26 protein-coding genes are annotated in these 25193 nt (G+C 72.3%); 8 read left to right on the top strand and 18 right to left on the bottom strand.

Annotated features, from left to right (window positions below; translation table 11 throughout):
* The first annotated feature begins 90 nt into the window (after positions 1-90).
* The 4 genes from ACWD12_RS10875 to ACWD12_RS10860 all read left to right on the top strand — a co-directional run bounded on the left by ACWD12_RS10875 (position 91) and on the right by ACWD12_RS10860 (position 4105).
* Positions 91-1269 (top strand): hypothetical protein, encoded by a 1179-nt coding sequence (locus ACWD12_RS10875; RefSeq protein ID WP_450099248.1) that lies wholly within the window; start codon positions 91-93, stop codon positions 1267-1269.
* Between the two features lie 293 nt (positions 1270-1562).
* Positions 1563-2153, top strand: a complete 591-nt coding sequence (locus tag ACWD12_RS10870) for a 1,2-dihydroxy-3-keto-5-methylthiopentene dioxygenase (protein WP_450099247.1) — start codon at positions 1563-1565, stop codon at positions 2151-2153.
* A complete protein-coding gene (gene mtnC, locus ACWD12_RS10865) occupies positions 2150-2881 on the top strand; it encodes an acireductone synthase (protein ID WP_450099246.1) in 732 nt (243 codons plus the stop codon). The genes ACWD12_RS10870 and mtnC overlap by 4 nt, the downstream gene beginning before the upstream one ends.
* Positions 2882-3409: 528 nt before the next feature.
* On the top strand, positions 3410-4105 hold the full coding sequence (locus ACWD12_RS10860; protein WP_450099245.1) for a hypothetical protein: 696 nt from the start codon (positions 3410-3412) through the stop codon (positions 4103-4105).
* Positions 4106-4238: 133 nt separating this feature from the next.
* Here the strand turns inward: ACWD12_RS10860 and ACWD12_RS10855 are convergent, their stop codons facing one another.
* The 12 genes from ACWD12_RS10855 to ACWD12_RS10800 form a co-directional block, all read right to left on the bottom strand.
* Entirely contained in the window at positions 4239-4826 is a 588-nt protein-coding gene (locus tag ACWD12_RS10855; protein ID WP_450099244.1) for a hypothetical protein, read from the bottom strand.
* Positions 4823-5146: an Ada metal-binding domain-containing protein gene (locus ACWD12_RS10850; RefSeq protein WP_450099243.1), complete on the bottom strand. Its 324-nt coding sequence runs from the start codon at positions 5144-5146 to the stop codon at positions 4823-4825. Before ACWD12_RS10850 ends, ACWD12_RS10855 begins: the two co-directional genes overlap by 4 nt.
* A complete protein-coding gene (locus ACWD12_RS10845; RefSeq protein ID WP_450099242.1) occupies positions 5143-5646 on the bottom strand; it encodes a methylated-DNA--[protein]-cysteine S-methyltransferase in 504 nt (167 codons plus the stop codon). The genes ACWD12_RS10850 and ACWD12_RS10845 overlap by 4 nt, the downstream gene beginning before the upstream one ends.
* A 179-nt stretch (positions 5647-5825) precedes the next feature.
* Positions 5826-6452: a DJ-1/PfpI family protein gene (locus ACWD12_RS10840; RefSeq protein WP_450099241.1), complete on the bottom strand. Its 627-nt coding sequence runs from the start codon at positions 6450-6452 to the stop codon at positions 5826-5828.
* Between the two features lie 124 nt (positions 6453-6576).
* Positions 6577-7455, bottom strand: coding sequence for a hypothetical protein (locus ACWD12_RS10835; protein ID WP_358349116.1), 879 nt, complete (start codon positions 7453-7455; stop codon positions 6577-6579).
* 216 nt (positions 7456-7671) lie between these two features.
* Positions 7672-8496, bottom strand: coding sequence for an FAD-binding oxidoreductase (locus ACWD12_RS10830; RefSeq protein ID WP_450099240.1), 825 nt, complete (start codon positions 8494-8496; stop codon positions 7672-7674).
* Positions 8497-8557: 61 nt separating this feature from the next.
* Positions 8558-9112, bottom strand: coding sequence for a sulfite oxidase-like oxidoreductase (locus ACWD12_RS10825; protein WP_450099380.1), 555 nt, complete (start codon positions 9110-9112; stop codon positions 8558-8560).
* Positions 9113-9246: 134 nt separating this feature from the next.
* Positions 9247-10014 (bottom strand): nucleoside phosphorylase, encoded by a 768-nt coding sequence (locus ACWD12_RS10820; protein WP_450099239.1) that lies wholly within the window; start codon positions 10012-10014, stop codon positions 9247-9249.
* A complete protein-coding gene (locus tag ACWD12_RS10815) occupies positions 10011-11024 on the bottom strand; it encodes an ABC transporter permease (RefSeq protein WP_450099238.1) in 1014 nt (337 codons plus the stop codon). Before ACWD12_RS10815 ends, ACWD12_RS10820 begins: the two co-directional genes overlap by 4 nt.
* 1 nt (position 11025) lies before the next feature.
* The gene (locus tag ACWD12_RS10810; RefSeq protein ID WP_450099237.1) at positions 11026-12231 is read right to left on the bottom strand and encodes an ABC transporter permease; all 1206 of its coding nucleotides are present in this window, start codon (positions 12229-12231) and stop codon (positions 11026-11028) included.
* Positions 12224-13951 (bottom strand): ABC transporter ATP-binding protein, encoded by a 1728-nt coding sequence (locus ACWD12_RS10805; protein ID WP_450099236.1) that lies wholly within the window; start codon positions 13949-13951, stop codon positions 12224-12226. Before ACWD12_RS10805 ends, ACWD12_RS10810 begins: the two co-directional genes overlap by 8 nt.
* A gap of 179 nt (positions 13952-14130) precedes the next feature.
* Positions 14131-15189: a BMP family ABC transporter substrate-binding protein gene (locus ACWD12_RS10800; protein WP_358349100.1), complete on the bottom strand. Its 1059-nt coding sequence runs from the start codon at positions 15187-15189 to the stop codon at positions 14131-14133.
* A 527-nt stretch (positions 15190-15716) separates the two neighbouring features.
* On the opposite strand from ACWD12_RS10800, the gene mtnA reads away from it, so the two are divergent.
* Positions 15717-16718, top strand: coding sequence for an S-methyl-5-thioribose-1-phosphate isomerase (mtnA, locus tag ACWD12_RS10795; RefSeq protein ID WP_450099235.1), 1002 nt, complete (start codon positions 15717-15719; stop codon positions 16716-16718).
* A 188-nt stretch (positions 16719-16906) separates the two neighbouring features.
* Here the strand turns inward: mtnA and mtnB are convergent, their stop codons facing one another.
* The 3 genes from mtnB to ACWD12_RS10780 all read right to left on the bottom strand — a co-directional run bounded on the left by mtnB (position 16907) and on the right by ACWD12_RS10780 (position 20535).
* On the bottom strand, positions 16907-17563 hold the full coding sequence (mtnB, locus tag ACWD12_RS10790; protein WP_358349094.1) for a methylthioribulose 1-phosphate dehydratase: 657 nt from the start codon (positions 17561-17563) through the stop codon (positions 16907-16909).
* Positions 17564-18064: 501 nt separating this feature from the next.
* Positions 18065-19276 (bottom strand): hypothetical protein, encoded by a 1212-nt coding sequence (locus ACWD12_RS10785; protein ID WP_450099234.1) that lies wholly within the window; start codon positions 19274-19276, stop codon positions 18065-18067.
* Positions 19273-20535 (bottom strand): sulfotransferase family protein, encoded by a 1263-nt coding sequence (locus ACWD12_RS10780; RefSeq protein ID WP_450099233.1) that lies wholly within the window; start codon positions 20533-20535, stop codon positions 19273-19275. Before ACWD12_RS10780 ends, ACWD12_RS10785 begins: the two co-directional genes overlap by 4 nt.
* A 161-nt stretch (positions 20536-20696) precedes the next feature.
* Between ACWD12_RS10780 and ACWD12_RS10775 the strand changes: the two genes are divergently transcribed.
* The 3 genes from ACWD12_RS10775 to ACWD12_RS10765 are packed head-to-tail and all read left to right on the top strand — an operon-like array spanning position 20697 to position 22822.
* Positions 20697-22304: an alpha/beta hydrolase gene (locus tag ACWD12_RS10775; RefSeq protein ID WP_450099232.1), complete on the top strand. Its 1608-nt coding sequence runs from the start codon at positions 20697-20699 to the stop codon at positions 22302-22304.
* Positions 22305-22351: 47 nt separating this feature from the next.
* Positions 22352-22540, top strand: a complete 189-nt coding sequence (locus ACWD12_RS10770) for a hypothetical protein (RefSeq protein WP_450099231.1) — start codon at positions 22352-22354, stop codon at positions 22538-22540.
* A 30-nt stretch (positions 22541-22570) separates the two neighbouring features.
* Positions 22571-22822, top strand: a complete 252-nt coding sequence (locus ACWD12_RS10765; protein ID WP_450099379.1) for a TetR-like C-terminal domain-containing protein — start codon at positions 22571-22573, stop codon at positions 22820-22822.
* 22 nt (positions 22823-22844) lie between these two features.
* Here the strand turns inward: ACWD12_RS10765 and ACWD12_RS10760 are convergent, their stop codons facing one another.
* The 3 genes from ACWD12_RS10760 to ACWD12_RS10750 all read right to left on the bottom strand — a co-directional run bounded on the left by ACWD12_RS10760 (position 22845) and on the right by ACWD12_RS10750 (position 25187).
* On the bottom strand, positions 22845-23144 hold the full coding sequence (locus ACWD12_RS10760; RefSeq protein WP_450099230.1) for a VOC family protein: 300 nt from the start codon (positions 23142-23144) through the stop codon (positions 22845-22847).
* A 137-nt stretch (positions 23145-23281) separates the two neighbouring features.
* The gene (locus tag ACWD12_RS10755) at positions 23282-24088 is read right to left on the bottom strand and encodes an enoyl-CoA hydratase/isomerase family protein (protein WP_450099229.1); all 807 of its coding nucleotides are present in this window, start codon (positions 24086-24088) and stop codon (positions 23282-23284) included.
* A gap of 103 nt (positions 24089-24191) precedes the next feature.
* Complete coding sequence (locus tag ACWD12_RS10750) at positions 24192-25187, bottom strand: LLM class flavin-dependent oxidoreductase (protein WP_450099228.1); 996 nt, start codon at positions 25185-25187, stop codon at positions 24192-24194.
* Positions 25188-25193: the final 6 nt, after the last annotated feature.

The raw sequence follows: 25193 nt of genomic DNA, 5'->3' as shown, positions 1-25193 counted from the left end.
CGCCCGGGAACCGTACGCCCCCTCGCCGCGTCGAACCGCCGCGTGCCGAAAGGCCGACGGCCGCACGACGACGGCGAAGGGGGCGTACAGATGCACGCGCAGCAGGACGGGCCCGACCAGGAAGCCGCGTCCGAGCCCGCAACGCGAGTTCGTCTCGGCCTCCGGCGCCGTCGGTATCTGGTGTCTGCCGCGGCGGCGTCGGTCCTCGCGCTGCTGGGAACCGCGCTCGCGTTCGCGGCATTCCACGACGGCCGAGGCAGCGGTGAATCCAGCGGGCCCACCATGCCGAGCCCGGACCCTCGCCGGGGCCCGGCCCTTGATCCCGTCTTCGACCCCGCCGTGGGCCCGATCGGGCCTCGCGTCGAACTCGACTGCCCCGCACCACTCACGAGCGATCCCGTCCCGGCGCCGCTCGACCCGCGCGCAACCGCGGGGAACGCCCACACTCTCGCGACCGGCGCGGTAGCGGCCCGGCTCTGCGAACCCCCGGAGCCGTTCCGGACGGGCGGTCCGCCCGTCGCGACCCGGGTCGGCCCCATGCCGACCACCCTCTACCACGACGTCGACCGCGTCGTCCGGAAGGTGAACAGCTACGCCGAGGCGGACCGGTACAGCCTGCCTCCACATACGTTCTGCCCGCTGGACGCCCGCGCGTGGCTCACGCTCGAACTGCTCTACCCCGGCGGCATACGCGTCTCCGTCCCGATGAACCTCGGCGGCTGCGGCGAAGCCCGCTTCTCGGACACAACCCGGCAGGGCGCGCGGGGCTTCGACACCCACATGACCGCGCTCCTGGAGGAGCAGCGCATGGCCGACCCGCCCATGCCCGCGCCGGCCGCACCCGTGTGCGAGGAGTCCCGCCCGGCCGGGCGCGTGCCGTTGCGCCGCGAGTCGCTGGGACTCCACCGCGACGTCGTCCCGTACGCCGCCGCGCATCTCGTGGCGTGCCGGTACTCCGCCGGTCCCGACGGCGACTGGACCCTGCGCGGCACCGACGATCTCGGGCCGCAGCGGGAGGAGATCCGGGCACTGGTCAACGCCGCGGTCCCCGAGCAGGACATCCAACCGTGGCCCGACTCGGTGCCCTGCGACTACCCGAGAGAGGGTTTCACGCTGCTCGGATTCGCCGACGCGGCCGGCGCCCGGTATGAAGTCCTGGTCGTGGGAGGGCCGTGCGCGCACATGTACCTCGAGCTGCGCTCCGCGACGTACGGCGGCGAGCAGGGGGCACCGGTGCCGGCGGACCTGCTGCGCCGGCTCGGCCTCTGAGCGGGCGGAGATTCTGACGCTTGCGCCGCGGAGGACCGAAGGCCTCGGTGGCGGCATCGGACCGGGCCGGGCGGGCCGGACCCCCGCCCGGCCCACCTCTTTGCCCCGTACTCCACCGCCTGTCGCATCGCTGTCCGAAATGTGAACGGATCCGTCCGCGAGCTGGGTGTCCCCGATCGCCGGAGGTAGATTTGCGGAGGGGCCCCGGCCTTTTGGGCGAGTTGTACGACGGGTGCCCCTCCACGACGGGCGCCACAGGTGTGCCGAGCTGTTGCGAGCAAGGAGTTGTCCCGATGTCCCTGCTGACCGTGTGGCCCGAGGCCGATGCCACGGCTCCGCTGCTGCGTACCGCGGAACCCGCCGCGATCGCCGACGCGCTCGCCCCGATCGGGGTGCGCTACGAGCGGTGGACCGCGGACCAGGAGCTGGCGCCCGGGGCCTCGCAGGACCAGGTGATCGACGCCTACCGCACCGAGGTCGACCGCATCAGCGCCGCCGAGGGCTACATCCTCGTCGACGTGATCCGGCTCCAGCCGTCGGACGACCCCGAGTGGCCGGCCAGGGCCGCCGCGGCCCGCCAGAAGTTCCTGTCCGAGCACACCCACGCCGACGACGAGGTCCGCTTCTTCGTCGAGGGCGCCGGCATCTTCTACCTGCACGTCGACGGCCGGGTGTTCGCGGTCCTGTGCGAGGCGGGCGACCTGCTGTCCGTCCCCAAGGGCATCACGCACTGGTTCGACATGGGCGCGGAGCCCTCCGTCGCCGCGATCCGCTTCTTCCACGACGAGGACGGCTGGGTGGGCGACTTCACCGGCGACCCGATCTCGTCGCGCTTCCCCGACTTCGACGCCATCTGGGCCGGGTACACGGAGTCCGCCGCGTGAGCGACCGGCACCTTCCACACCACGTTGTCGTCGACATCGAAGGCACCACCAGCGCCACCGGGTTCATCACCGAGCAGCTGTACCCCTACTCGCGCAAGCACTTCGCGCGCGTGCTGGACACCCGGGGCGACGACCCCGACGTCGCGCGTGCCGCAGCCGCGGTCCGCGAGCTGATCGGCGAACCGGACGCCGGGACCGAGCGCATCGTCGAGGCCCTCAACACGTGGCTGGACCGCGACGAGAAGGCCGCCCCGCTCAAGACCCTCCAGGGCGTCATCTGGGCCGAGGGCTTCGAGTCCGGCGAACTGACGTCGCACTTCTACCCCGACGTGATCCCCGTCCTTCGCGCCTGGCACGCGGCCGGGCACACGCTGTACGTCTACTCCTCCGGCTCGGTGTCCGCCCAACTCGCGTGGTTCGGCCACTCCGCCGAGGGCTCGCTGCTGCCGTTGTTCTCCGGACACTTCGACACGGAGAACGCGGGGCCGAAGAAGGTCGCCCCGTCGTACCAGGCCATCGCCGCCGCGGTCGGCGAACCGGAGTCCGGGCGCTTCGTGTTCCTCTCCGACCTCGTCGACGAACTCGACGCCGCCCGCGAGGCCGGCTGGCGGACCGTCGGCGTACGCCGTCCCGGAGAGCCGTACTACGACCGGGGTGTCGACGGTCACCTGGAGACGGACTCGTTCGCCCGCGTCGACCTGAGCGGCGAAGAGCCCGCCGTACGCTGACCCGACCGCGCCTGCACCCCAACGCACCCGCACCGCCCGTCGGCGCCGCACGGCGACGGCGGGCGTTGTGCTGTCCGACGCGCCCGCGCTCGCGCCGCCGTCGACCCCGAGACGCCCAACTGCCGGGTAGGTCCCGGCGCCTGCGGCGCGGCGGTGGTATCGGGAGTACTACCAGGGGCCGTTCGTACTCTTCCCTGAGTACGAGTAGGGGCTCTCCCGGAGGAGTAGTCGGGGTCGGATATCGACCTTGAGGGATGACGATTCGACGACTTTTCCACGGCAGACTTCTCGTGTGGAAGCGACCGGGGCGGCGGTGGGGCGGGGCGCGTGGCTCGCGTCACACGCGCGGATGTCACATCCGCGACGTCGATTCAGTCATATGTGCAGGAGCGGCGATCGGAGGCGGGCAGAACCGCCGAGGGACCCGCACCCGGAAGGTTTCACCACAAGCGTGAAGAGTTGGTTGCTGCATAAGTAGAGTCGCGCACGGCGCCTCTACATATGTAGTGAACCGGGGAGGGGATACCGATGGATCGCAACGCTGTCGCCGCGTTCGTCCGCTTCGTCATCTGTGGCGGCGGTGTCGGTCTCCTCTCCAGCGCTGCGCTGATGCTCCTCACCGGCTCGATGTCGATCGCCGTCGCCAACGCGATCGTGACCGTCGTGTCGACCCTGCTCTGCAACGAACTGCACAGCCGGATCACCTTCCGCAAGGGCGCCGGGAGCATCCGCGTGCACGTGGAGTCCACCGGGACGGCGGTCATCGCCTACCTGTTCACCACCACCGCGATGGTGGTCCTGGACGCGGTCGCACCGCACGCCGGGGCGCTCACCCAGCAGGCCGTCTACCTGTCCGCCTCCGGCCTCGCCGGGCTCGGCCGCTTCGTGGTCCTGCGCCTGGTGGTCTTCGCCCGCAAGACGGACAAGACGGCGGTCGCCGACAAGGCAGCCGTCGCCGGCACGGTGGCGGTGGCGAGGAAGGCGGCTGTGGCAGTGGCCAACACGGCACGCCCGGCGAGCGCGGCGGTGGCGGGCAAGGTGGCCTCGGTGGGCAGCCTTGCCGCCGTGGGCAGCCTGGCCGTGGCGAACGCGGCCCGTCCGGCGGGCAGGCTCGCGGCCGTCAAGAAGAACGGCAAACTTCTTCCGGTCGCAGTGGGGACCCTCATGTCGGGCGGCACCCATGCGACCCTGCCGGCCCGGGAGCAGTTGGTGGTGGCGGCCTGACCCGCACCGACGCTCCACGGGCCACAAGGAAGCCGGTGGCCACCCCTGGACCGCAGGGGTGGCCACCGGCTTCGTTGCGTCGAGGGGCGCGTCCGCGGTCGCGGAGGTGCCGGGGTGGTGGACTGACGTGACGTCAGAGGACCTGGCCGGTCAGCCAGTTGCCGTCGACGGACCAGGTGGTGCCGTCTGCCGCCGCGCCGCGTAGGCCGTCGAGGGTGCCTTGGCCGGCGTACGCGATGGTGCGCGGGTCGGCGAGGGAGGCGAAGCCGTAGGTGCGGTCCGGTGCCCATTCCGTGTCCCGCCGCAGCCGACGGCTCAGTTCCGCCCAACCCCGGCCGGCCGCGGCGACGACCCAGGCGTCGGGCGGGCCCGCGGCGAAGCGCCGGGCGGACCGCAGCCAGGAGGCCGCCTGCTCTGGCCAGTCCACGACGGTGCGCACGGTCTTGCGGTCGAGGCCTTCCCAGGCGCGGATCAGCGCATCGGCGGCGTTCCGTGAGGCGGGGTCGCGGCTGTGCCCGACGGCGATGATCTCGATGCGGGCCTGAGGGCGTGTCAGCAACCGTAGGAGGGCGTCGAGTTCGGCGGGGGTGTGGGGCCGCGGGGCGGCGGGCTCGCGGTACGCGGACCATTCGGCGGCGGAGGCGAGAGGGGACGGGCGGTCCGGTGGTGTTCGGCCTACGGGAGGCCACGCCGACCGGGCGGGGCGGTTCAAGCCGGTCATGACGGGGCCTGTCCTTCCGGGTGGCTCTTCCAGCGCGCGTACTCCTCCGGCAGGCAGACTGCGCACGGGCGGTAGCCGGCGGCGCGGGCGGTCGCCGCGTCGGCGAAGAACACGCGCTGACGGACGTATCCGCCGCGGGCGATGGCCCGCAGCGCCGAGGGGCAGTCGAGCCGCCCGTACAGCCGCCCGCGCCGGTGCCCGCCGAGGGCACCGGGTTCCGCGCTGCGGTACGCGGCTCCGTCGGTGCCGACCAGCGTGTACGTGCGCGAGGGGGCTGCCGGTCGTATCGTCGGGTCGGGCGCAGTACGCGGGGCCGTCACAGCAGCGTGGGCTGGAGCGCGCCTTCGTGGACCAGCAGTTGGTGCTTGCGCTCCACGCCGCCCGCGTAGCCGCGCATCGACCCGTCCGCGCCGATGACGCGGTGGCACGGGCGCACGATCAGCAGCGGGTTCGCGCCGATCGCGGTGCCGAGGGCCTGGATCCGCTCGCGCGGCAGGCCGAGTTCGGCGGCGAGCGCGCCGTACGTCGTCGTGGTGCCGTACGGAATCGTGTCCAGCTTGCGCCACACGCGGTGCTGGAAGTCGGTGCCCAGCGGGGCGAACTGCAGGTCGAAGGAGATTGCTTCGCCTGCGAAGTAGACACCGAACCGGTCGGCCGCGGCCGCGAAGGCGGCCGGGTCGTGCCGCCAGTCGCCTTGCGGCACCGGGGCGTTCTTGGCGCCGGGCGTCGACACCGATGTCAGCGCCACGCCGTCGGAGGAGCGTTCGCCGACCAGCAGCAGTTCGCCGACCGGGCTGGGGATCGTGGTGTAGACGGTCATGCCGCCACCTCTTCCTTGCACCTTCCGTGCAGTCACGCAGCTTCTGCTTCGTTCCCCCTGCCTACGATCATGCGCGCCCGGAAACAGCGATGCTGGCGGAAATCGGACGGCGCGTCGGACCCGGCTGATCCGACGCGCCGAAATGCCGCGGTCGCATCGGCCTCGCGACCGGCTACTGCCTACGTGCCGATGAGGGCGAGTGCCGCGGCGCGCAGGTCGGCGGGCACCTTGTGCGGCGATCCCGCGTCGAACGGCGGCTCCGGATCGTACTCGATGGCCAATTGCACGGTCTGGGCGGTGCGTTCGCCCGTCTCGCGAGCAACCAGGGTGAGCGCCATGTCGATTCCCGACGAGACACCTGCGGCGGTGACGTACTTGCCGTCGAACACCACGCGCTCCGAGACCGGTTCGGCGCCGAAGCCCGCCAGCTGTTCCACCCAGCCCCAATGGGAGGTGGCCTTGCGCCCGGTCAGGAGCCCGGCGGCGGCGAGCAGGAACGAGCCGGAGCAGACGGAGGTCGTCCACTTCGTGTGCGCGTCGGCGGCCGTCAGCCAGTCGAGCAGTGCGCGGTCGCCCAGCGCCGCGGTCGTCCCGGGCCCGCCGGGCACGACGACGATGTCCGGGGTGGGCAGGTCGGCGTACGACGTGGTGGCCACCAGGGTCGGCTTGCCCTGGTCGTCGGTGACCGGGCCCGTCCCCCCGGCCACGAACGAGACCTCGCAGCCGGGGGTCAACGCCAGGACGGTGTACGGCCCCACCGCGTCCAGCGCGGTGAACCCCGGATAGAGCGGAATGGCGACGTGCACGGGCTTACCTCCGGACGAGACGGTGGGGGAGCGGTTTCATCCTGCCCCGCACGCCTCATGGCGTCCACGCCGCAGACCGCACACATCGCGTCATCCGCTCCCCGGACCCGCACAACGCCGCGGGCTAGAGGAGCAGTTCGTGGACCCCGCGCCATTCCATGTAGAGCAGGAACCGGATGTGGTTGTATGCGGCGTGCAGGTCTTCGCTCCTGTTGGGGGACAGCGCGATGAGCTTGCCCTTCGTGGCCATGAACGTCTTGCCGCTCATGCCCTCCAGGTCGATGAGCCCGAGGTTCTGCAGTTGGGTGAGCCCGTTGTCGGCCTTGAACATGTCGGCCGCGACGATGCGGTTCATCTCCTGGTTCTGCGGGTTCTTCGAGGGCGGCCCGCTGATCATCGGCGTCGGCGGCACGGCCTTGAGCGCCTTGACGACCGCGTCACGGCCGCCGGCCAGCACGTTGTTCCAATTGAGCCGGTACGTCGCCGACTTCTCCGTCTTCTCGCGGCCCAGGTCGGTCGTCACGGTCACCTCGGGCACGTTCAGCTTGTTCATCTGGCGGCGGCGTGCCTCGATCGTGGAGCGCATCGCCAGCAGGTGGAGCGCCAGGTGGCACACCTCGCCGAGCGGGCCGTTGTTGGGCTTGACGGTGAAGGTCTGATGCACGCTCTTGTCGGGACACCACTCCCAGCCGGGCGCCAGGTCGACCACCAGGCCGATGATCGGGTCCAGCGGGCACTCGTTCTTGGTGAGCGCCGGCACCACGACCGTCGAGATGTTGGTCCGGAACGCGGTCAGGCCCGCGGTCTTGAACACCGTCGCGGCGGCGAGGCTGTTGGTCCACTGTCCGTCGAGCTTGTAGTCGGCGGTCGTGCCGGGTGCGGCCGGATAGGCATAGCTGACGTGGTGCACCGCGCCGTGCAGGAATTCGCTGCCCGGGAGCTTTCCGGTTTCGCCCGGGGCGACGTTCCAGGTCCCGGTGGCAACCGGAAGTGGCAGAGCCATTTCGTTCCCCCTCCCCGGCGGGCAGCACCGCCCGCCCAGCCGAATGGTCCGGCACGGGCTGTTCCGGGGTAAGGGGTACACACCAGTAACCGTGGCGAACTTCCTTGCATGACAAGGTATTTCGAGATATCGACCCGTCAGTCGACCATTGACGGCGGCATTCGACCGGCATTTGTCATGTCCTGCCACCCGTGGCAGCGGCGTGGGTTCACCGGTTCACCGATCCGTCGGGACCGCGTCGCCGAAGCGCTCCAGGCGTATGCGGGTCGGGGGGACGCCGGCACGCGTGAGCATGCGGCCGACCGCCTCGGCGAAGCCGGTGGACCCGCAGACGTACACCTCGCGGTCCTCGGCGACGGCGCGGGCGGCGTACGGCGCCACCATCTCGGGGGTGAGCCGTCCCACCGGCAGCCCGGGAGGAGCCACCCGACTGTGCACGACGGTGACCTGATCGCCCGTCAATTCCTTGCGATAGGGCAGGTCTTCCGGCGTACGCACGCACGCCAGCAACTCCACGCCGACATCCGCGGCGGCAGAACCCGGCGCGGCCGCGCGGTGGTGGCGCAGCATGGCGACCAGCGGGACGAGCCCGGAGCCGCCGCCGATCAGCAGCGCCGGGCGGTCGCCCGCCCAGGCGAAGAACCCGCCCAGGGGGCCGCGTACTTCGATGCGGTCGCCGACACGCGCCGCGCCGTGGAAGTAGCCCGACACCTCGCCGCCGTCCACCCGGTCGACGGTCAGCTCGATGTGCCCGGTATCTCCCGGCGACGACGCGACCGAGTAGTGGCGTTGCGCGGTGTACCCGTCGGCCGCGGTGAGCCGCACCATGTAGTGCTGGCCGGCGACGTGCGCGTTCCACACCGGCAACGCGAGCCGCACGGTGAGCATGCGCGGTGTCTCCGCCCGGAGTTCGACGATCTCGCCGTCCTGCCAGTCGACCTTGCCGCGCAGGCTCGGCGCGACCCGGCCCGGCGCCGCGAACTCGGGGATCTCCGGCAGCACCGATCCCGCCCCGGTCGCAGCCGGTGTGTCGGTCGGCACGTCGGACGGAGTGCCAGGCGGAGGGCCAGGCGGCGCGCCGATCGGAGTGTCTGTCGGTGTGTCAGTCGCCCGCATAGCGTTCCTCCGCCCACGGATCGCCTCGGTGGTGGTAGCCGTTCCGCTCCCAGAACCCGGGTTCGTCGCGGTCCACCAGCCGCAGTCCCGCGATCCACTTCGCGCTCTTCCAGAAGTACAGGTGCGGCACGAGCAGCCGGGCCGGACCGCCGTGCGCGGCGGTGAGCGGTTCGCCCTCGTAGTCGAACGCGATCCACGCCTTGCCGTCCACCAGATCGTCGAGCGCGAGATTGGTGGTGTAGCCGGTGTGCGCGTACGCCACCACATGCGTCGCCGCGGGCAGCGGCCCCACCGCGCGGAGGAAGTCGTCGAGCGACACCCCGGTGAACCGGGTCGACAGCTTCGACCACGAGGTGACGCAGTGGATGGGCCCCTCGTAGGTGCTCGCGGGCAGTGCGTGCGCGTCGTCCCATGTCCAGGTGCGTGGCGAGGCCACGAGCCCGTCGATGCGGAACGTCCAGTCCGCGGCGGCGAGTTCGGGGGTGACCTCGGCCGACAGCACGGGGAAGGAGTTGTGGGCGTCGTACTGGCCGGGAGGCAGGCGCGGGTCGCGGGCGTCGGCCGACGTACGCCCGACGAACCCGCGCGTCGCGGACGCGGGCGCCGCCTCGGAACGGGGTGTCGAAGGGGATGCCGAAGGCGCTGTCGGCGGCCTGCCCGAAGAAGTCCCCGCCGTCACGCGTCGTCCTGGGCCAGCCGCCACACCGCGTCCAGCGCGACGAGCGCGGCCTTCTCCACGCCCTCGGCGACGACCTTGCGGTGCGGGTCGTAGTTGCTGTTGCCGTCGTCGTCCACCAGGTCGTCGGCGGCGATGCCGTCGATCACCAGCGCGCCGCCCGCCCGCAGGCCGTTGAGCGCCGCGAACACCAGCAGCGCCGACAACTCCATCTCGATCGCGAGCACGCCGGCCCGCTGATACGGCTTCATCGGCAGTTCCAGCACACCCGGCAGGAACGCGGCCCGCGTCCACACCGTGCCGCGGTGGTACGCCGCCTCGTGCTCGCGTGCCGCACCTTGCAGCGCGAGCACGACCTCGGGGGTCGCCGCCGCCGGGAACTCGGCCGGCACGAGCTGCTGCGTCACGCCGTCGTCGCGCACCGCCGCCTCGGCCACGATCAGGTCGCCGTCGCCGATCCCGCGGGCGATCGCCCCGGCCGTGCCGAGCCGGACGATGGTCGTCACGCCCGCCTCGGCGAGTTCGCCGAACAGGCACACCGCGCCCGGGCCGCCGACCCCGTGCGACGACACGACGACGGGGACGCCGCGCCAGGTGCCGGCGTACGTGACGTACTCGCGGTTCGCGCCTATCTGCTCGGCACCGTCGAGGAGCTTCGCCACCAGCCCGGCGCGCGCCGGGTCGCCGACGACGACCGCATACGCGGGCAGACCCGAGCTGGGGATCTTGGTGATCGGGAGGACGGTGGGACGGGCGGCGGAGGTCATGACTTCGGCTCCAAGCTGGGGACGGGGGACACCGGGGCGGACGTGTCGCGGTCGCCTCCGCCGCCGCCCCGGGCGGCGTCGGCTCCGTCGGTCGGCGCGCCCCGCGGTCTGCGGCGCATCAGGCCGCCGCGGAACCTCGGCCTCGTCGCGAGGAACAGCGCGACCAGCGTCATCACGTACGGCGCGGCATCGGCGGCCTGCTGCGGCATGCCCTCGCCCTGGAGCCGGAAGCCGATCGCCTCGACGAGCCCGAACAGCAGGCCGGCGAGCAGGACGCCGACCGGCAGCGCGCGGCCGAGCATGACCGCGACGACCGCGATCCAGCCGCGTCCCGCCGTCATGTTCTCGGAGAACAGCGTCACGTTGCCGAGCGCCAGCTGCGCGCCGGCCAGGCCGCACAGCGCGCCGGAGGTGAGGACGGCGGCGTACCGGTACTTGGCGACGCTGACCCCGAGGCTCTGCGCGGCCTCGGGCGCCTCGCCGACGCCGCGCAGCCGCACACCCCACGGGTGGCGCGACAGCATGACGGCGATGACCGCGACCGCGACCCACGACAGGTAGACCAGCGGCGAGTGCCCGGAGACGGCGTCGCCGAGGAACGGGACGGACTCCACCCCGGGGATGTCGACCGGTTCGAGGCCCTTGAGGTCGGGATCGCTGAACGTGCCCTGGGTGCCGAACACGGTCCGCAGCAGGAAGCCGGTCAGGCCGACCGCGAGCAGGTTGAGCGCGATGCCCACCACGACGGCGTCCGCGCCCAGGCTGACCGCGCCGATCGCGAGGATCGCCGAGAACGCCATGCCCGCGAGCATCGCGGCGAGCACGCCGCCCCACGCGCTGCCGGTGTACCAGCTGCCGGTGACGGCCGCGAAGCAGCCGGTGAGCATGGTCCCTTCGAGGGACACGTTGAAGACGCCCGCGCGCTCGCACAGGGCGCCGCCGAGGGCCGCGAACAGCACCGGCGTCAGCGCGCGCAGCGCGGAGAAGATCAGTTCGGCGTCGAAGGACATGTCACCGGCCTCCGGTCTCGGCGGGCACGGGAGACTCGGTGCTCGGCGGCCCGATGTGCGGTGGTCCGGCGGCGGAGGGTTCCGCGCCCGGCGGTATTCGTCCCGGGCGGCGGCCGCGCAGCCACGCGCCCTTCGCGAACACCCCGGTGCGCACCGCCAGGAACAGGATGATGACCGCCTGGAGCACCGAGGTCAGCTGCTGCGGCACGGCCGTCTCCTGCTCCATGCCGAAGCCGCCCACGGTCAGCGCCGCGAAGAAGAAGCCGGCGACGATGGTGCCGATCGGGGAGGCGGCCGCGAGCAGTGCCGCGAGCAGTCCGGTCCAGGTGTACGCGGGAGTGGTCAGCGCGCCGTCCGTCAGCCGGTACGGGAACCCGAGCACCATGATCGCCCCGACCAGCCCGGCGAGGCCGCCGGACGCGAACATCAGACGGATCGTCAGGCGCGGTCGGTCGACACCGGCATACGCCGAGAACCGCGCGCCGCGGCCCGTCATGCGCAGCTCGAACCCGGCGGACGTGCGGGACTCGACGAACGCGAACACCAGCGCGGCGGCCAGGACCAGGAAGATGCCGATGCTGATGCCGGTGCCCAGTCCGCCGTCGGTGGCGAACTCGGGCAGCCGTACGCTGTCCGGCAGCCGCTCGGACTGCGGGATGCCCGAGCCCTTCTCCAGCAGGTGGAAGCGGATCAGGTAGGACACCAGCGAGATCGCCGGGTAGCTCATCAGCAGGCTGCTGACCAGCAGCGGCACGCCGCACGTGATTTCCAGCAGTGCGGCCAGCGAGGCCCACAGGCCGCCGGCCAGGATCCCGGCCAGCAGGGCGAGCACGACGGTGACCGGCGCCGGGAACGGCGAGTAAAGGCCCACCACGGCCGCGGCCAGCGCGCCGAGGACCAACTGCCCGTCGCCGCCCAGGTTCACGAGCCCCGCGCGCAGCGGAATCGCGAGCGCGACCGCCATGCCGACGATCGGGATCGACTTGGTGGCGGTGTCGCTGATGCCCTCGCCGCCGAGCGAGGTCTCGAAGATCGCCTGGTAGGCGGCGAACGGGTCGGCACCCGTCGACGCCAGGATGATCGCCCCGACCACGAAGGCGGCCACGATCGCGGCGGTGACGGGGGAGAACACGGCGCGGCGCGCGAACCCGAGGACGACTCCGGCGCCTTGGGACGCACCGGGGGAGGGACGCTTGTGGTCAGTCATGGTCGGCATCGCGCTCTGTCGGGCGGCGGGTCTCGGCGTCGGAGGAGGCCGAGGCGGGGAAGTCGGGGGACGCGGGCGAGTCGGGGGTGTCGGGGAACACCCCGGCGGCTGCGGAGTTGTCGGAGGCATCGGACGCGTCGGGGGTACCCGGGGTGCCGCCGGCCATCGCGAGGCCGACGGTGGCCAAGTCGGCCTCGGCGCGCGGCAGGTCGGCGACGACGCGGCCCTCGTACATCACGAGGACGCGGTCCGAGAGCGTGAGGATCTCGCTCAGCTCGGCCGACACCAGCAGGATGCCGTGGCCGGCGTCGCGGTACTCGACCAGCCGGGCGTGGATGTTCTCGATCGAGCCGATGTCCACGCCGCGCGTGGGCTGTTCGACGATCAGCAGCGGCGCGTCGTGGGTGATCTCGCGGCCCAGGATCGCCTTCTGCTGGTTGCCGCCGGACAACGTGCCGATCGGCACCGCCCCGGACGCGGCCTTCACGCCGAAGCGTTCGACGACCCGGGCGGCGTGCGCGCGGATCGCGGCGCGCCGCAGCAGCCCGCCGCGTCCGGCTATCGGGGCACGGCGGTGGAAGCCCATCGCGAGGTTGTCGGCGAGCGGCGCGGTACGGGCGGCGCCGACCTCGCCGCGGTCCTCGGGGACGTACGCGAGCCCCGCGGCCCGGCGGCGCGCGACGCTCACGCCCTTGCCGCCGGACGCGACCTCCGTGCCGGCGACCACCACACGTCCCTCGCGGGCCGGGCGCAACCCGGCCAGCGCCTCGACGAGTTCGCTCTGCCCGTTGCCGGCCACTCCCGCGATGCCGACGATCTCCCCCGCGCGCACCCGCAGCGACACCCCGTCGACGAGCGGCTGGGCTTCGCGCTGCGCGGCGGCGACGGTCAGGTCCTCGACGGCGAGCACCTCGTCGGCGGGACGGCCCGCCGGATGCCGCTTGTCGAGGTCGATCTCGCGCCCGGTCATCGCCGCCGCGATCGCGGCCGGGTCGGTGTCGGCGGTGGTCAGGCGGGCCGTGACGCGGCCGTCGCGCAGCACCGTGACGTGGTCGCTGACCGCCATGACCTCGTGGAGCTTGTGGGTGACCAGGAGCACGGTGCGGTCGGCGGCGGCGAGGCCGCGTACGACGTCGAGCAGCCGGTCGGCCTCGGCCGGGGTCAGGACCGCGGTGGGCTCGTCGAGGATCAGGACGCGGGCGTCGCGGTAGAGCAGCTTGAGGATCTCGACGCGCTGCTGCACACCCACCGGAAGGTCGCCGACGCGGGCGTCCGGCGGCACCTGGAGGCCGTGGCGCTCGACGAGTTCGGCGACGCGCGCCCGGGCGGCCGCGCGGTCCACGAAGCCGCGGCGCAGCGGCTCCGAGCCGTAGACGACGTTCTCGGTGACGGACAGCGACGGGAACAGCTTGAAGCCCTGGTGGACCATGCCGAGTCCGGCGTCGATGGCCTGGAGCGGCGAGGTGAAGCGGTGTGCGGTGCCGCGCAGGAGGACCTGTCCGTCCTCCGGGCGCTGGAGGCCGTACAGCACGGACATCAGGGTGGACTTGCCGGCGCCGTTCTCCCCCATGAGCGCGTGCACCTCGCCGGTCGCGACGGCGAGGTCGACGCGGTCGCAGGCCAGCACCCCGGGGAACCGCTTGACGATGCCGCGCAGTTCCACCTCGGGCACCGCGGAGGAGTCCGAGGACGCGCCGGGACGAGTGGACGTATCGGTCATCTGTCGACTTCCGTTCGGAACCTGGGTACCGCGCCGCGATGCGCCGCCGGTGCCGCGGCCGGAGGGGGACGCCTCCGGCCGCGGCACCGGGTCGGCACCGCTTGCACCGCCTGTACTGCTGAAACCGCGTGGACTGCTTGTGCTGCTTGTAACTGCCTGTACTGCCGGAACCGCCGGGGCTACTTCGCCGCGACCGGGTCGGCGACGGTGAGCTTGCCCGAGACGATCTGGTCGCGCAGGTCGGTGACGGCCTTGATGACGTCCGGGTGCTCGGCGATCGTGCACTGCGACGACGCGACGTTCGGCTCCAGGCTGGTCAGCGTGATGCCGCCCTCCTGCACGCCGTACGAGGAGATGCCGCCGGGCTTGCCGCCGTCGATCTGCTCGACGGCCTTCTCGATCGCGACGTCCGTGTGCTTGATCACGTTGTCGACGACCGTGCCGACGGCCTTGCCGCACTGGTTGACGTCGACGCCGAAAGCCTGCTGGCCGTTGGCCTTCGCGGCGTCGAAGACCCCGAGGTTGCCCGCGGCGGACGCGGCGCCCATGACGATGTCGACGTCCTTCGTCTTGAGCGAGGTGGTCTGCTCCTTGGCGCGCGCCGGGTCGTTGAACGGGTTCTGGCCGCCCACGAAGACCTGGGTGAACTCGGAGGTCGCCTTGGTGTGCTTGGCGCCCGCGCCGAACGGGTCGGAGAAGCGGCGGATCTGCGGCGAGTCGACCGCGACGACCGCGCCGACCTTGCCGGTCTTGGTCAGCAGGCCCGCCTCGGCGCCGGCCAGGAAGGCGCCCTCGTGCTCGCGGAACACCGCGCAGGTCACGTTCGGGTAGGACTTCTTGGTGCAGGAGTCGACCAGCAGGAACTGCTGCTGCGGGTTGGCCTCGGCCTGCTGCGCGATGACGTCGTCGAACTCGAAGCCGACCGCGACGACGACGGCGGGCTTCTTGCGTACCGCGCTCTCCACGTTCTGCTGGATCGCCGTCGGGTCCTTGCTCTCCAGGGTGGAGGCCGAGCCGCCGAGCTTCTTGGCGGCCGACTCGGTGCCCTGCTTCGCGAGCTTGAGGAAGTCGTTGAGGCCGACGGGCTCGGGCGTCACCAGGACGAGCGACTTGTCACCGGACCCGCCGGTGCCGGAGGCCTTGTCGTCGTCGCTCGAGGCGTTGCACGCGGTCGCGGCCAGGGCGGTGGTGACGGCGACGGCGGTGAACGCCAGGCGGCGGGAGGTCTTGCTGTACATGGGGGTCCTCAGCTGTTCGGGAACGTTGCGCGCGGGAGCGGGCCGCGCCATGGAGGTACTTGTCTTCGGGGGATCCGCTGATGACGACCGGCTCTGCGTTGGCGCGCGCACGATGCTTCAGCGGCAGGAACAGCGGCGGCGGGGCGACGCGGCGGCGACGGAGCGGCCGGGGGCGAGGGGCGGGAGTACGCACGCCATCGGGCAGCCGTGGGAATGCATGAGTGCGTCGATGACGTCGTATACGACGTACGCGTTTCCGACCTGTGCGTTCGCGCGGATGCGGGGCGACTCGGCCACGGCTGACCCCCTCTCTGAGGACGACGGGACGCCGATGTGATGATCACATCAGGCGGATTTCCGGGAACCTATCACCCCGTCTCGCCAGGTGGTCAATATGTCCAGCATGCGGGCAGCGTGACGGCGAATACGGTTACGTCCCGTTAACAACCTGGTCATACGATCGATGTAATGCCGGACCCCACCCCGCCGGCCGACCGCCGCCCGACCGCACCGCAGGGGAATCGCCCGTGGCCATCGAAGTACGCTCGCTTGCCTGGCACGGCAAGGGACTTCACCTCATCGACCAGACCGCGCTGCCGCGCGAGATCGTGCGCCTGGACGTCACCGACGTCGACACGCTGATCGACGCGATCCGGCGGCTCGCGGTACGCGGCGCCCCCGCACTCGGCGCCTCGGGTGCGTTCGGTGTGGCGATCGCCATGCTCCAGGCCGAGCGCGAAGGGTGGAGCGAGGACACATTGCGCGACGCCGTTTCGCGCATTCGGGATGCCCGGCCGACCGCGGTCAACCTGGCCGGCGGAGTCGACCGCGTGCTGCCGCTGGTACCGAAGGGCGTCGCGGCCGTCGTCGCGGAGGCCGAGGCGGTCGTACGCGAGGACGTCGCGGCCAACAAGGCGATCGGTGCCAACGGCGCCGACTGGATCCTGGCGCACGTCGAGCGCCGACCGCTGCGGGTCCTGACGCACTGCAACACCGGGTCGCTCGCGACCGCCGGGTGGGGCACCGCCCTGGGCATCATCCGCGAACTGCACGAGCGCGGGGTCCTGGAAGTCGTCTACGCCGACGAGACCCGCCCGCTCCTGCAAGGGTCGCGGCTGACGGCCTGGGAGCTGGACCAGGAGGGCATCCCGCACTTCGTCCAGCCGGACGGCGCCGCGGCCAGTACGATCCTGCGCGGCCTCGTCGACGTCGCCGTCATAGGCGCGGACCGAATAGCGGCCAACGGCGACACCGCGAACAAGATCGGCTCGGTCGGCGTCGCGCTGGCCTGCGCCGACGCGGGCATCCCCTTCGTCGTGGCCGCGCCGCAGACCACCTTCGACCCCGCGACGCCGCACGGCGACGCGATCGAGATCGAGGAGCGCCCGGAGAGCGAGGTCCTGGAGTGGGGCGGCGTCCGCGTGGCCCCCGAGGGCTCGCGCGCCTTCAACCCCGCCTTCGACGTCACGCCGGCCCGGCTCATCAACGCCATCGTCAGCGAGCGGGGAGTCACCGAGCCGCGCACCTGACACCCGCACCAGGCAACACTCGCCGGGGAAGCGCCAAGGCGGCTCCCCGGCGGCACGGTCGGCCGGGCCGGTCGCGCAGAGGGGTCGGGTACGTCCGCTCGGGCTGTTTCCGCCGGGCAGATCAGTCGAGCAGGTCAGTCGAGCAGGTCAGTCGAGCAGGTCGGGCGTGGTTCGTTGTTCGGGGCAGGTCAGCCCGTGGCGACCTTGTACTCCAGGAGCCACTGCACGATCTCGACGTGGTGCCGCGCCTGCATGGGGTCCTTGCCCCAGACGTACATGCCGTGCGACGCGACGATCACCGCCGGGACACCCTCGACCATCGCGGCCTCCAGGCGGTCGCCGAGTACCGCCATGTCCTGGCTGTTGGCGATGACCGGGATCACGACCTTCTCGTCGTGCGCGGAGCGTCCGATGCCCTTCAGCATCTCCAAGTCGGACAACTCGACGCCGCCCGGCCAGCGCGCGCCCGCCTGCACGCCCTGCAGCGTGTGCACGTGGAAGACCGCCCGGGCGTCCGTGAGGGCCACGACGCGCGCGTGCAGGGCCGCCTCCGCGGACGGCTTGCGCGGCGTGCCGGGCCCCTGGTCGGCGGCGACCGGGACGCCGGCGCCGTCCACCACGACCAGGTCGTCCGGGCCCAGTTCGCCCTTGTCGAGGCCGCTCGCGGTGACCGCGAGGCGCACCGGGTCGTGCGATATGACGACGGACAGGTTGCCCGACGTACCGCGCATCCACCCGAGTCCGGCGAACCGTGCGGCCTCGCGCGCGAGCACCGTGCCGGCGGCGGCACGATCGGCGGCGGTGACGGCGGGGGATCCGGCGGGCGCGGGGGTGGGGGAGGTCATGGTGGGGGTCCTTCGCAGACGACGTACGCAATACCGGGCAGCGGGGGCACCGGTCGGCCATCATCGCATCCCGGTGAGGCCGCACGGCCCCTCCGGGTACCGCCGCGCGGACTTCCCGCCCGCCCGCGCTCGGGTACGCCGAACACATTCCACACCGCATCCCCCTCTGCTACGCCGTGTCGTCAAAATCCCGCCGGGCCTGCGAACCGTGGCACGCTTGGGCCTTGCGCGGCCTCCCGAGCCGACGCGTCACGGCCGTGCCGCCCGCAGCACGGCCCGCGGGCTCCCCGACAGGACGTCGAGACACTTCTGGCGGTGCCACCCGGGGGGTGTCTCCCACGGGGCGGCGCGTTCGCTCGATCGCCACGTCGGTGACCGGCCCGGTCCTGATCGCCGTCCTCGCGGACATCGCGCGTCGTGGTGGTGGGGGTTCGGCGGCGGCCTCGGTTGGAGCGGGAACGGAGCCCGGCCGGACCCCTGTACCGGCCGGGCTCCGCTGTTTCAGGCGCGGAAGCGCCACGCGACGTGTTCGGCGCGCCGACGGATCTCCGTGGTGCGCTCCGCCGGGGAGATACGGGGAGTTCCGGCCGGAAGGCGGTCGAACACCCGGTCAAGGCCGACCAGTTCGGCGGTCAGGTGCGGCTGTTCGCGCGGGCCGGTCCAACGCTGTGTGCAGAAGACCCGCTCGCGCCCTTCGGTGTCGAGCCAGTTGGGGGTTCCCGGATCGCGGCCGGCGACCACGAGGGTGGCGGTGCCGTCCGGGTTGCGGTGTGCCTGGTGCTGGTTGACCGACGTGGGGCGGTGCGCGAAGTCCAGCGACTCGAACCAGCCGATGGACTGCAACTGGGCGTTCCACTGGTCGGATTGGTCGGGGGCGACGGTGACGAGCAGGGCTTCGTCGGGGCCGAGGCGGACGTCGCAGAAGGCGTACACGATGTCCTGGACGCCGCCCTCCACGAAGGCGGGGACGGAGAAGGTGTTGGGCGGCTGCGCGGTGGCGGTGCGTTCCACCCAGTCGTTCCAGTAGGTGATCGAGTTCTCGACCATGGACGCCGCGCCGTCCAGGAGTCGGGCGATGTCCGCGCCGGTCGGCGGGGTGCGCGGCCGGTCGGCGGTGTCGAGGCGTTCGAGGGCGAACATCGCCGGCTGCGCGGGCTGCCAGTCGTAGTAGTAGTCGCGTACGTGCAGGAGCGTTGCGGCCGGGGCCAGTTCGATCCACGGGCCGTCGTGTCCGGCGGGGCGTTCCGCGGAGAGCACGATCTCGGCCGTGTCGCCGGGACCGAGGCCGAGGGCGGCGGAGTCGACCTCGGCGAGGACGCCGCGTACGCCCATGTGCATGTTGCCGGGCTTGACCTGCACGATGAACTTCTCGCAGGAGTTCATCACGACGGACAGCCGGTACACGCCGTCCGCGGTGACCGGCGCACGGCGCGCGTTCTGGTCGACGTTGGGGCCGCCCCAGCGGTACACGAGGTTGTTGTGCGTGAACAGCGCCGGGTGGCGTGCGTCGGTCGAACCGAGCTGGTACGTCAGCCAGCACGCGACCTGGTTCGCCAGGTGCCGGAACCCCTCGGCCCGTTCGGTCTCCGAGCCGGGGAACTCCGGGGCCAGTATGCGTTCCCCGACCTCCGCCATGCGGCCGCAGAAGTCGCGCCATGCCGCCGCCGCCTCGCCGCCGCGTTCCGGTGCCGCGTTCGCGTCCCGTGTGCTCATGCCCGACCGCCCTCCTCCGGCACCGCGAAGTACTCCTGGTAGTCCGCGAATCGCGCCCGCACCGCGGCGGCGTCGAGGCCGAAGTCCGCGAGCGAGTACGAGTGCGCGCCGTGCTTTCCGCGCGGCCGGCCGGCGAGGTAGCCGGCCATCGCCGAGCGCGCGCCGTCGTCCAGGGTGCGGCCGAAGTGCGCGTACAGGGCCTCGACCGTGCCGAGCGGGTCCGTCAGGAAGTCCGCATAGTGCGAGTCGTGGAAGACCGTGTCGTCGATCTTGCCGACCCGCCGCAGCGCCGTGTACCGGGCCAGCACGTCGGCGTAGAAGTCCACCTGGGTACCTGCCAGTTCGGCGGCGTCCACGTCGTCGCTGTGGGTGGCGTGGATGGTGGCCAGCAGGCTGCCGAGCGAGCCGAGGACCTTGACCGGGTCGCGGTGCGTGACCGCGACGCGTGCGTCCGGGTAGGCGGCGAGCAGGGCGTCCAGCGTGCCCAGGTGCGGCGGCGCCTTGAGCACCCACTGCGGGGGCGCGCCGGTGCGGCGCTGGAGCACTTGCAGCACCACGCGGTGTGCGCGGTACGCCGGGCCCATGTCGCACGACGCGAGCCAGGCCGCGTACGACGGGACCCGGAACTTCCCCGGGAAGTCCTCCGAGCGGAACGCGATCGCCTGTGCCGAGATGCATTCCTTGGGCATGCGCGCCCCGCGCTCGTGCATCGCGTCGAAGCCGGGGGCGATCATCGCGGTGAGCCGCAGTTCGCGGTCGACCAGCGCGATGCGGGGGTCGGTGTCCCGGGTCGCCGGGTCCGGCGGCGGCACCGGGCGCAGGAACTCCCAGCTCTCGGGCACTCGGTTGGCGGGGTCGCGCGACAGCAGGGCGTGCAGGATGGAGGTGCCGGTACGCGGCGCTCCGGTGACGAACAGGGGCGCGGTGACCGGCTCGTCCAGCACCCCGGGGTCGTCGCGGAGTTGGCGGGCGAGCTGGAGCCGGACCTCCAGGAGGCGCAGGATCTGCTGCCGCACCTCGTAGCGGCCGAGCAGGTTCAAGCGGCCCTCTGTCTCCAGCGCGTGCACCAGCAGCCGCAGCGGCTCCTCGAAGCCGCCGCCGTCGAAGTCGCCGAAGTCGTCGAGTCCGGTACGGGCCCGGGCCTCGCCGAGCAGTTCGTCGGCGTCCAGCGGGTGGCCGTACTCGGCGGACAGCAAGGGGACCGCGCCCCGGTTCACGTCGCGGACCCAGGGGTCGGCGGGGGCGGGCTGCCACGTCATCGTGTTCTCCTCCCAAGCTGCCGGACGGAGCCTCGGGCCTCCGGCTGACGGGGTGTCGGTTCCGAGACAAGTATCTTCATATGAAGTTACTTTTCAAGAAGATGTTTCCGTACGGGTGACGCCTGCGGGACTTCGGGCCGGTGCTGTGATGGCATCAGAGCGTGATCGCCGCCGCCCTCGCCGCCCTCGCGCTGCTCGCCTCGCCCGTCACCGCGGTCGACCCCGCGGCGCCGCCCGAGACGCCCCGCCCGCCCGCGCTGACCTGGACGGGATGCGAGGCGCCCCAGGCACCCGGAACCCCGTACGAATGCGCCACCGCGCGCGTGCCGCTCGACTACCGCGACCCCGGTGGCGCCACGCTCGACCTCCCGCTCGTACGCGTGCGGGCCGCGGACCCCGCCCGCCGCATCGGCACCCTGGTCCTCCAGCCGGGCGGCCCCGGCAACTCCGGCGTCGACTTCGTCCGCGGGAACTACGCCGACCTCCCCGCCGAACTGCGCGACCGCTTCGACGTCCTCGGCTTCGACGCCCGCGGCATCGGCCGCGCGGCCCAGCTGCGCTGCTGGGACGACGCCCAGTACTCCCAGGCGGTGACGCGGGCCCTCGGGCAGCCGGGCGCCGACGGGCTGGAGCGGGCCGTCGCCGAGGCCGAGGACTTCAACGCGGCCTGCCTGCGCAACTCCGCCGACCGCGTTTCTTACGTCGGCACCGGATATGTCGCCCGCGACCTCGACCTCGTCCGCGAGGCTCTCGGCGAACGGCAACTCTCGTTCTACGGGCGCTCGTTCGGTTCCTTCGTCGGCACGGTGTACGCCGACGCGTTCCCGACGCGCGTCCGGGCGATGGCGCTGGACGGCGCCTACGACCCGATCGCGCACACCGAACGCCCGTACAGCTCCGACCGCGCGCAGTTCCTCGCGCTCGACGCGGCGGCCGGGCGCCTGCTCGACTGGTGCGGCGCGACCCCGGACGCCTGCGCGTTCGGCGGCGGTGATCCGCGCGGGGCCTTCGACCGGCTCGTACGCTCGCTCGACGCGAACCCCGTGCCGATCCCCGGCAAGGGCACGGCGAACGGGTACACCCTCGTCTACCGCCTGATGTTCAACATCAACGGCGGCCGCGTCGACTGGCCCGACCTGGCGGCCGCGCTGGCCCGCGCGGAGGCGCGCGACCCCGCGTCGTTCCTCCTCGCGCCGCCGTCGCCGGGCTCCTTCGCGTTCCTGACCCCGAACGTCGTCGTCGAGTGCAACGACCGCATCTACCCCGAAGGGGACTTCCGCCTCGCCGCGCAGCTGGGCCTGGCGTCACGCCGGGCGCCGCTGCTCGGTCCGGCGATGGCGTACGGCCCGCCGACCTATGACCACAACCACGCACCTGCGTGCACCCGTTGGCCCGCCGAGCGGGCGAGCCGGCACGAAGGCCCGTACACCGCGCAGGGTTCGGCACCGCTGCTGGTCCTCGGGACGACCGGTGACCCGGACACCCCGTACCAGGACGCCGTCGCGCTGGCCGGACTGCTCGACAACGCCCGCCTGTTGACGTTCCAGGCCGAGGGCCACACCGCGTTCGGCCGCAGCAACTGCGCACGGGACGCGGTCGTCCGCTACCTCGCGGACGGCGTGCTGCCGCCCGAGGGGACGGTGTGCGCGGACGAGAAGCCCCCGGCCGCCGAGCCCGAAACGGCCCGTTCCGACGAGCGCGCCACCGGAGGCACCGCGGGCACGGTCGGCGTGGACGAAAGGGTCGAACTCATCGGCGTACCGGACTAGTCCGCTACGCGGTAGGCCGTCAGCTCCGTCCGGCCGACTCGGATTTCGTGGGGGAGTCGGGGACCGGCCGGGCCGCGCCCGGTGCGCCGCCCGCCGGCGTGCGGCCGGGCAGCAGCAGGCACAGCGAAGCGCCCGACACCGGTTCGCTGCGCAGCGACATGATCGGGCTGCTCCGGCGGATCAACGCCACGCGCGCGCACCTCGCCACGATCATGAGCATCCAGATGGCGGCCTAATACCAGGAGACCGGCACCAGTCCGGCCGACCTGCGCGAATTCGCGAAGGCGGGGCGGCGCAACCTCCTCGACGACATCTTCGAACGAGCCTTCGCGCGCGGCGAGATCGATCCGGCGCACGTGACCGAGCGCATGAAGTCGCTGCCGTTCGACCTCCTGAAGCAGGAGTTCTTCATGACCTTCCGCCCCGTAGCGGACGCGGTGATCGAGGAGATCGTCGACACGCTGTTCCTGCCCCTGGTCACCGAGGGCCGCAAGAGCCCCGAGGCGACCAGGGGTTGATCGACTCCCGATCAGGACTCGATCAGGGGTCCATCAGGGGTCGAGGCCGTCGGCCGGTACGTCGCCGACAGGGACGCCGGTCGGTGTACGCGGAGCCAGCGGGCCCAGGAAGGCCTCCGCCGGGGGTGGGCATGTCGTCCGTCCCCACGAAGTGCAGCTGGAGGTCTCCGATGCGCAGCCACATGCCCGGACCGAGGTCCGGGCGCGGAAGTTCCTCGAAGCCGAGCAGGCCGATGTAGAACGCACGGGCGGCGTCAAGGTCGTCGACCCCGATTCCGATGTGGCTGTAGCCGCGTACGCGGCTCACTGAGGGCGTCGGCATGGCGGCATTGTGACACGCGGCCATATTGTCGAACAGGCCATTCGACTAATCGAAGGGAGTGGGGTGTGCGGGGTGCGGATCGCCCGAATGATCCCCATCGCGGGGATCCACGTCCCGCGGGCGATCCGCTCGCCGCGCTACATGTCCTGCCAGACGGGCGCGCGGCGTTCGCGGAACGCGACGGCGGCCTCGGTCATGTTGCCGGTGAACGTGCCGAGAACCTGCGTGCGGTTCTCCAGTTCCAACTGCTGCCGCAGGCTGTTGGCCTCGACGCCCGCCCACAGGCCCTTCTTCGTCATCCACACGCCGTACTCGGAGTTCTGCGCGATCTGACCCGCGAGCTCCAGCGCCGCGTCCACGTGCCCACCCGCCGGCGTGAGCGCGTTCAGCATGCCGAAGCGGTCGGCCTCGTCGGCGGTGAAGTGGCGGCCGGTCAGCATCAGTTCGGCGGCGCGCGTGGGCCCGACCAGGCGCGGCAGCAGGTACGACGTGCCCACGTCGGCGGACGACAGGCCCACCTTGATGAACACCGAGCCGAACTTGGCCGTGGCGTCGGCGACGCGCAGGTCGGAGGCCAGGGCGAGGGCGAGACCGCCGCCCACGGCGGCCCCGTGCACCGCAGCGATGACCGGCTTCTCGCACTCGTGCACGGCGAGGATCATGTCGACCAGGTGCTCCTGCGACCGGTAGACGAGGCCGACCTTGCCACGCCCCTCGGCGTCCGGCGCGTGGTCCGGGTCGCCGCTCAGGTCGGCGCCCGAGCAGAACCCGCGGCCGGCCCCGGTCAGGACGATCGCCCGGATGCCGCGCTCCCGGTTCAGCGTGCGGAAGGCGGTGTAGACGTCCGACACCAGGGTCGCGCTGAGCGCGTTGAGCCGGTCGGGGCGGTTGAGCCGGACCAGGGCGACCCCGTCGGCGGGGCGTTCGATCTCGGCGTACTTCATGGTCGGCTCTCCTCGCGGGTGCTGCGGTGCGCGGTGCGGCGGCCGAGCCAGGAAAACAGGTTTTCTTGACGAGGGCAAGAGGACTGCGGACAAGAGGGCGGCGTCAGGCTGCCGCGGCGGTCGCGCCGGACAGGCGCATCACCCGGGCGAGCCGCGCGTACGCCGCCAACTGCGCGGCGCGGTCGAACGTGCTCGTCGTCACCAGGAATTCGTCCGCCCCGCTCACCGCGACGAGACGGGCCAGCTCGTCGGCGACCTGCTCGTCGGTGCCGCGGATGTGGCCGCGCAGCGACTCCTCCAGGTACGCCCGCTCGCGCGACGTCATCGCCGTCGCGCGAATCTCGCCCACCGACACCAGCGGCGGGAACACCCCATGAGTGCGCGAGTACGCCGCCGACCATGCTTCGGGCAGCAGCAGCTCCTCGGCCTCGCGCTCGCTGTCGGCCACCGCGACGCTGCCCGACACCACGACGTACGGCTCCCGCGCCCACACCGACGACCGGAAGGCCACGCGGTACGCGTCGATCGACCGCAGCATCCGCTCCTCGCCGCCGAACGCCGCGATCACCAGCGGCAGCCCGGCGTCCGCGGCGAACCCCGCGCCCTCGCCCGTCGCCAGCACGAACGGCGCCGGCCGCAGCCCCTCGGCAGGCCGCGCGTGCACATCGGGGTACGTGCTTTGGTCGCCCGTGAAGTAGCCCAGCAGCTCGGCCAGTTGCTCCGGGAACTCGGCGGCCGCCGACTTGTCCCGGCCCAGTGCGCGGCGGATGCCGTCGGTGAAGCCCAGTGAGCGGCCCAGGCCCATGTCGATACGGCCGGGGAACAGCGACTCCAGCACGCCGAACTGCTCGGCGACCACGATGGGCCGGTGGTTCGGCAGCATGACGCCGCCGGTGCCCACCCGGATCCGCCGCGTCGCGGCGGCCACCGCGGAGGCCAGGACGGTCGGCGCGGACCCGGCGACGCCGGGCACCGCGTGGTGCTCGGACACCCAGAATCGGTGGTAGCCGAGGTCCTCGGCCTGCCGCGCGAACTCGACGGTCGCCCGCAGCGCCTCGGGGTACGCCTCGCCCCGCCGCGTGCGCGACCGATCCAGCACCGAGAG

Source organism: Streptodolium elevatio, assembly GCF_053592165.1.
The sequence above is the reverse complement of the archived record's forward strand: the minus strand, read 5'-3'. Positions and strand labels throughout refer to the sequence as shown.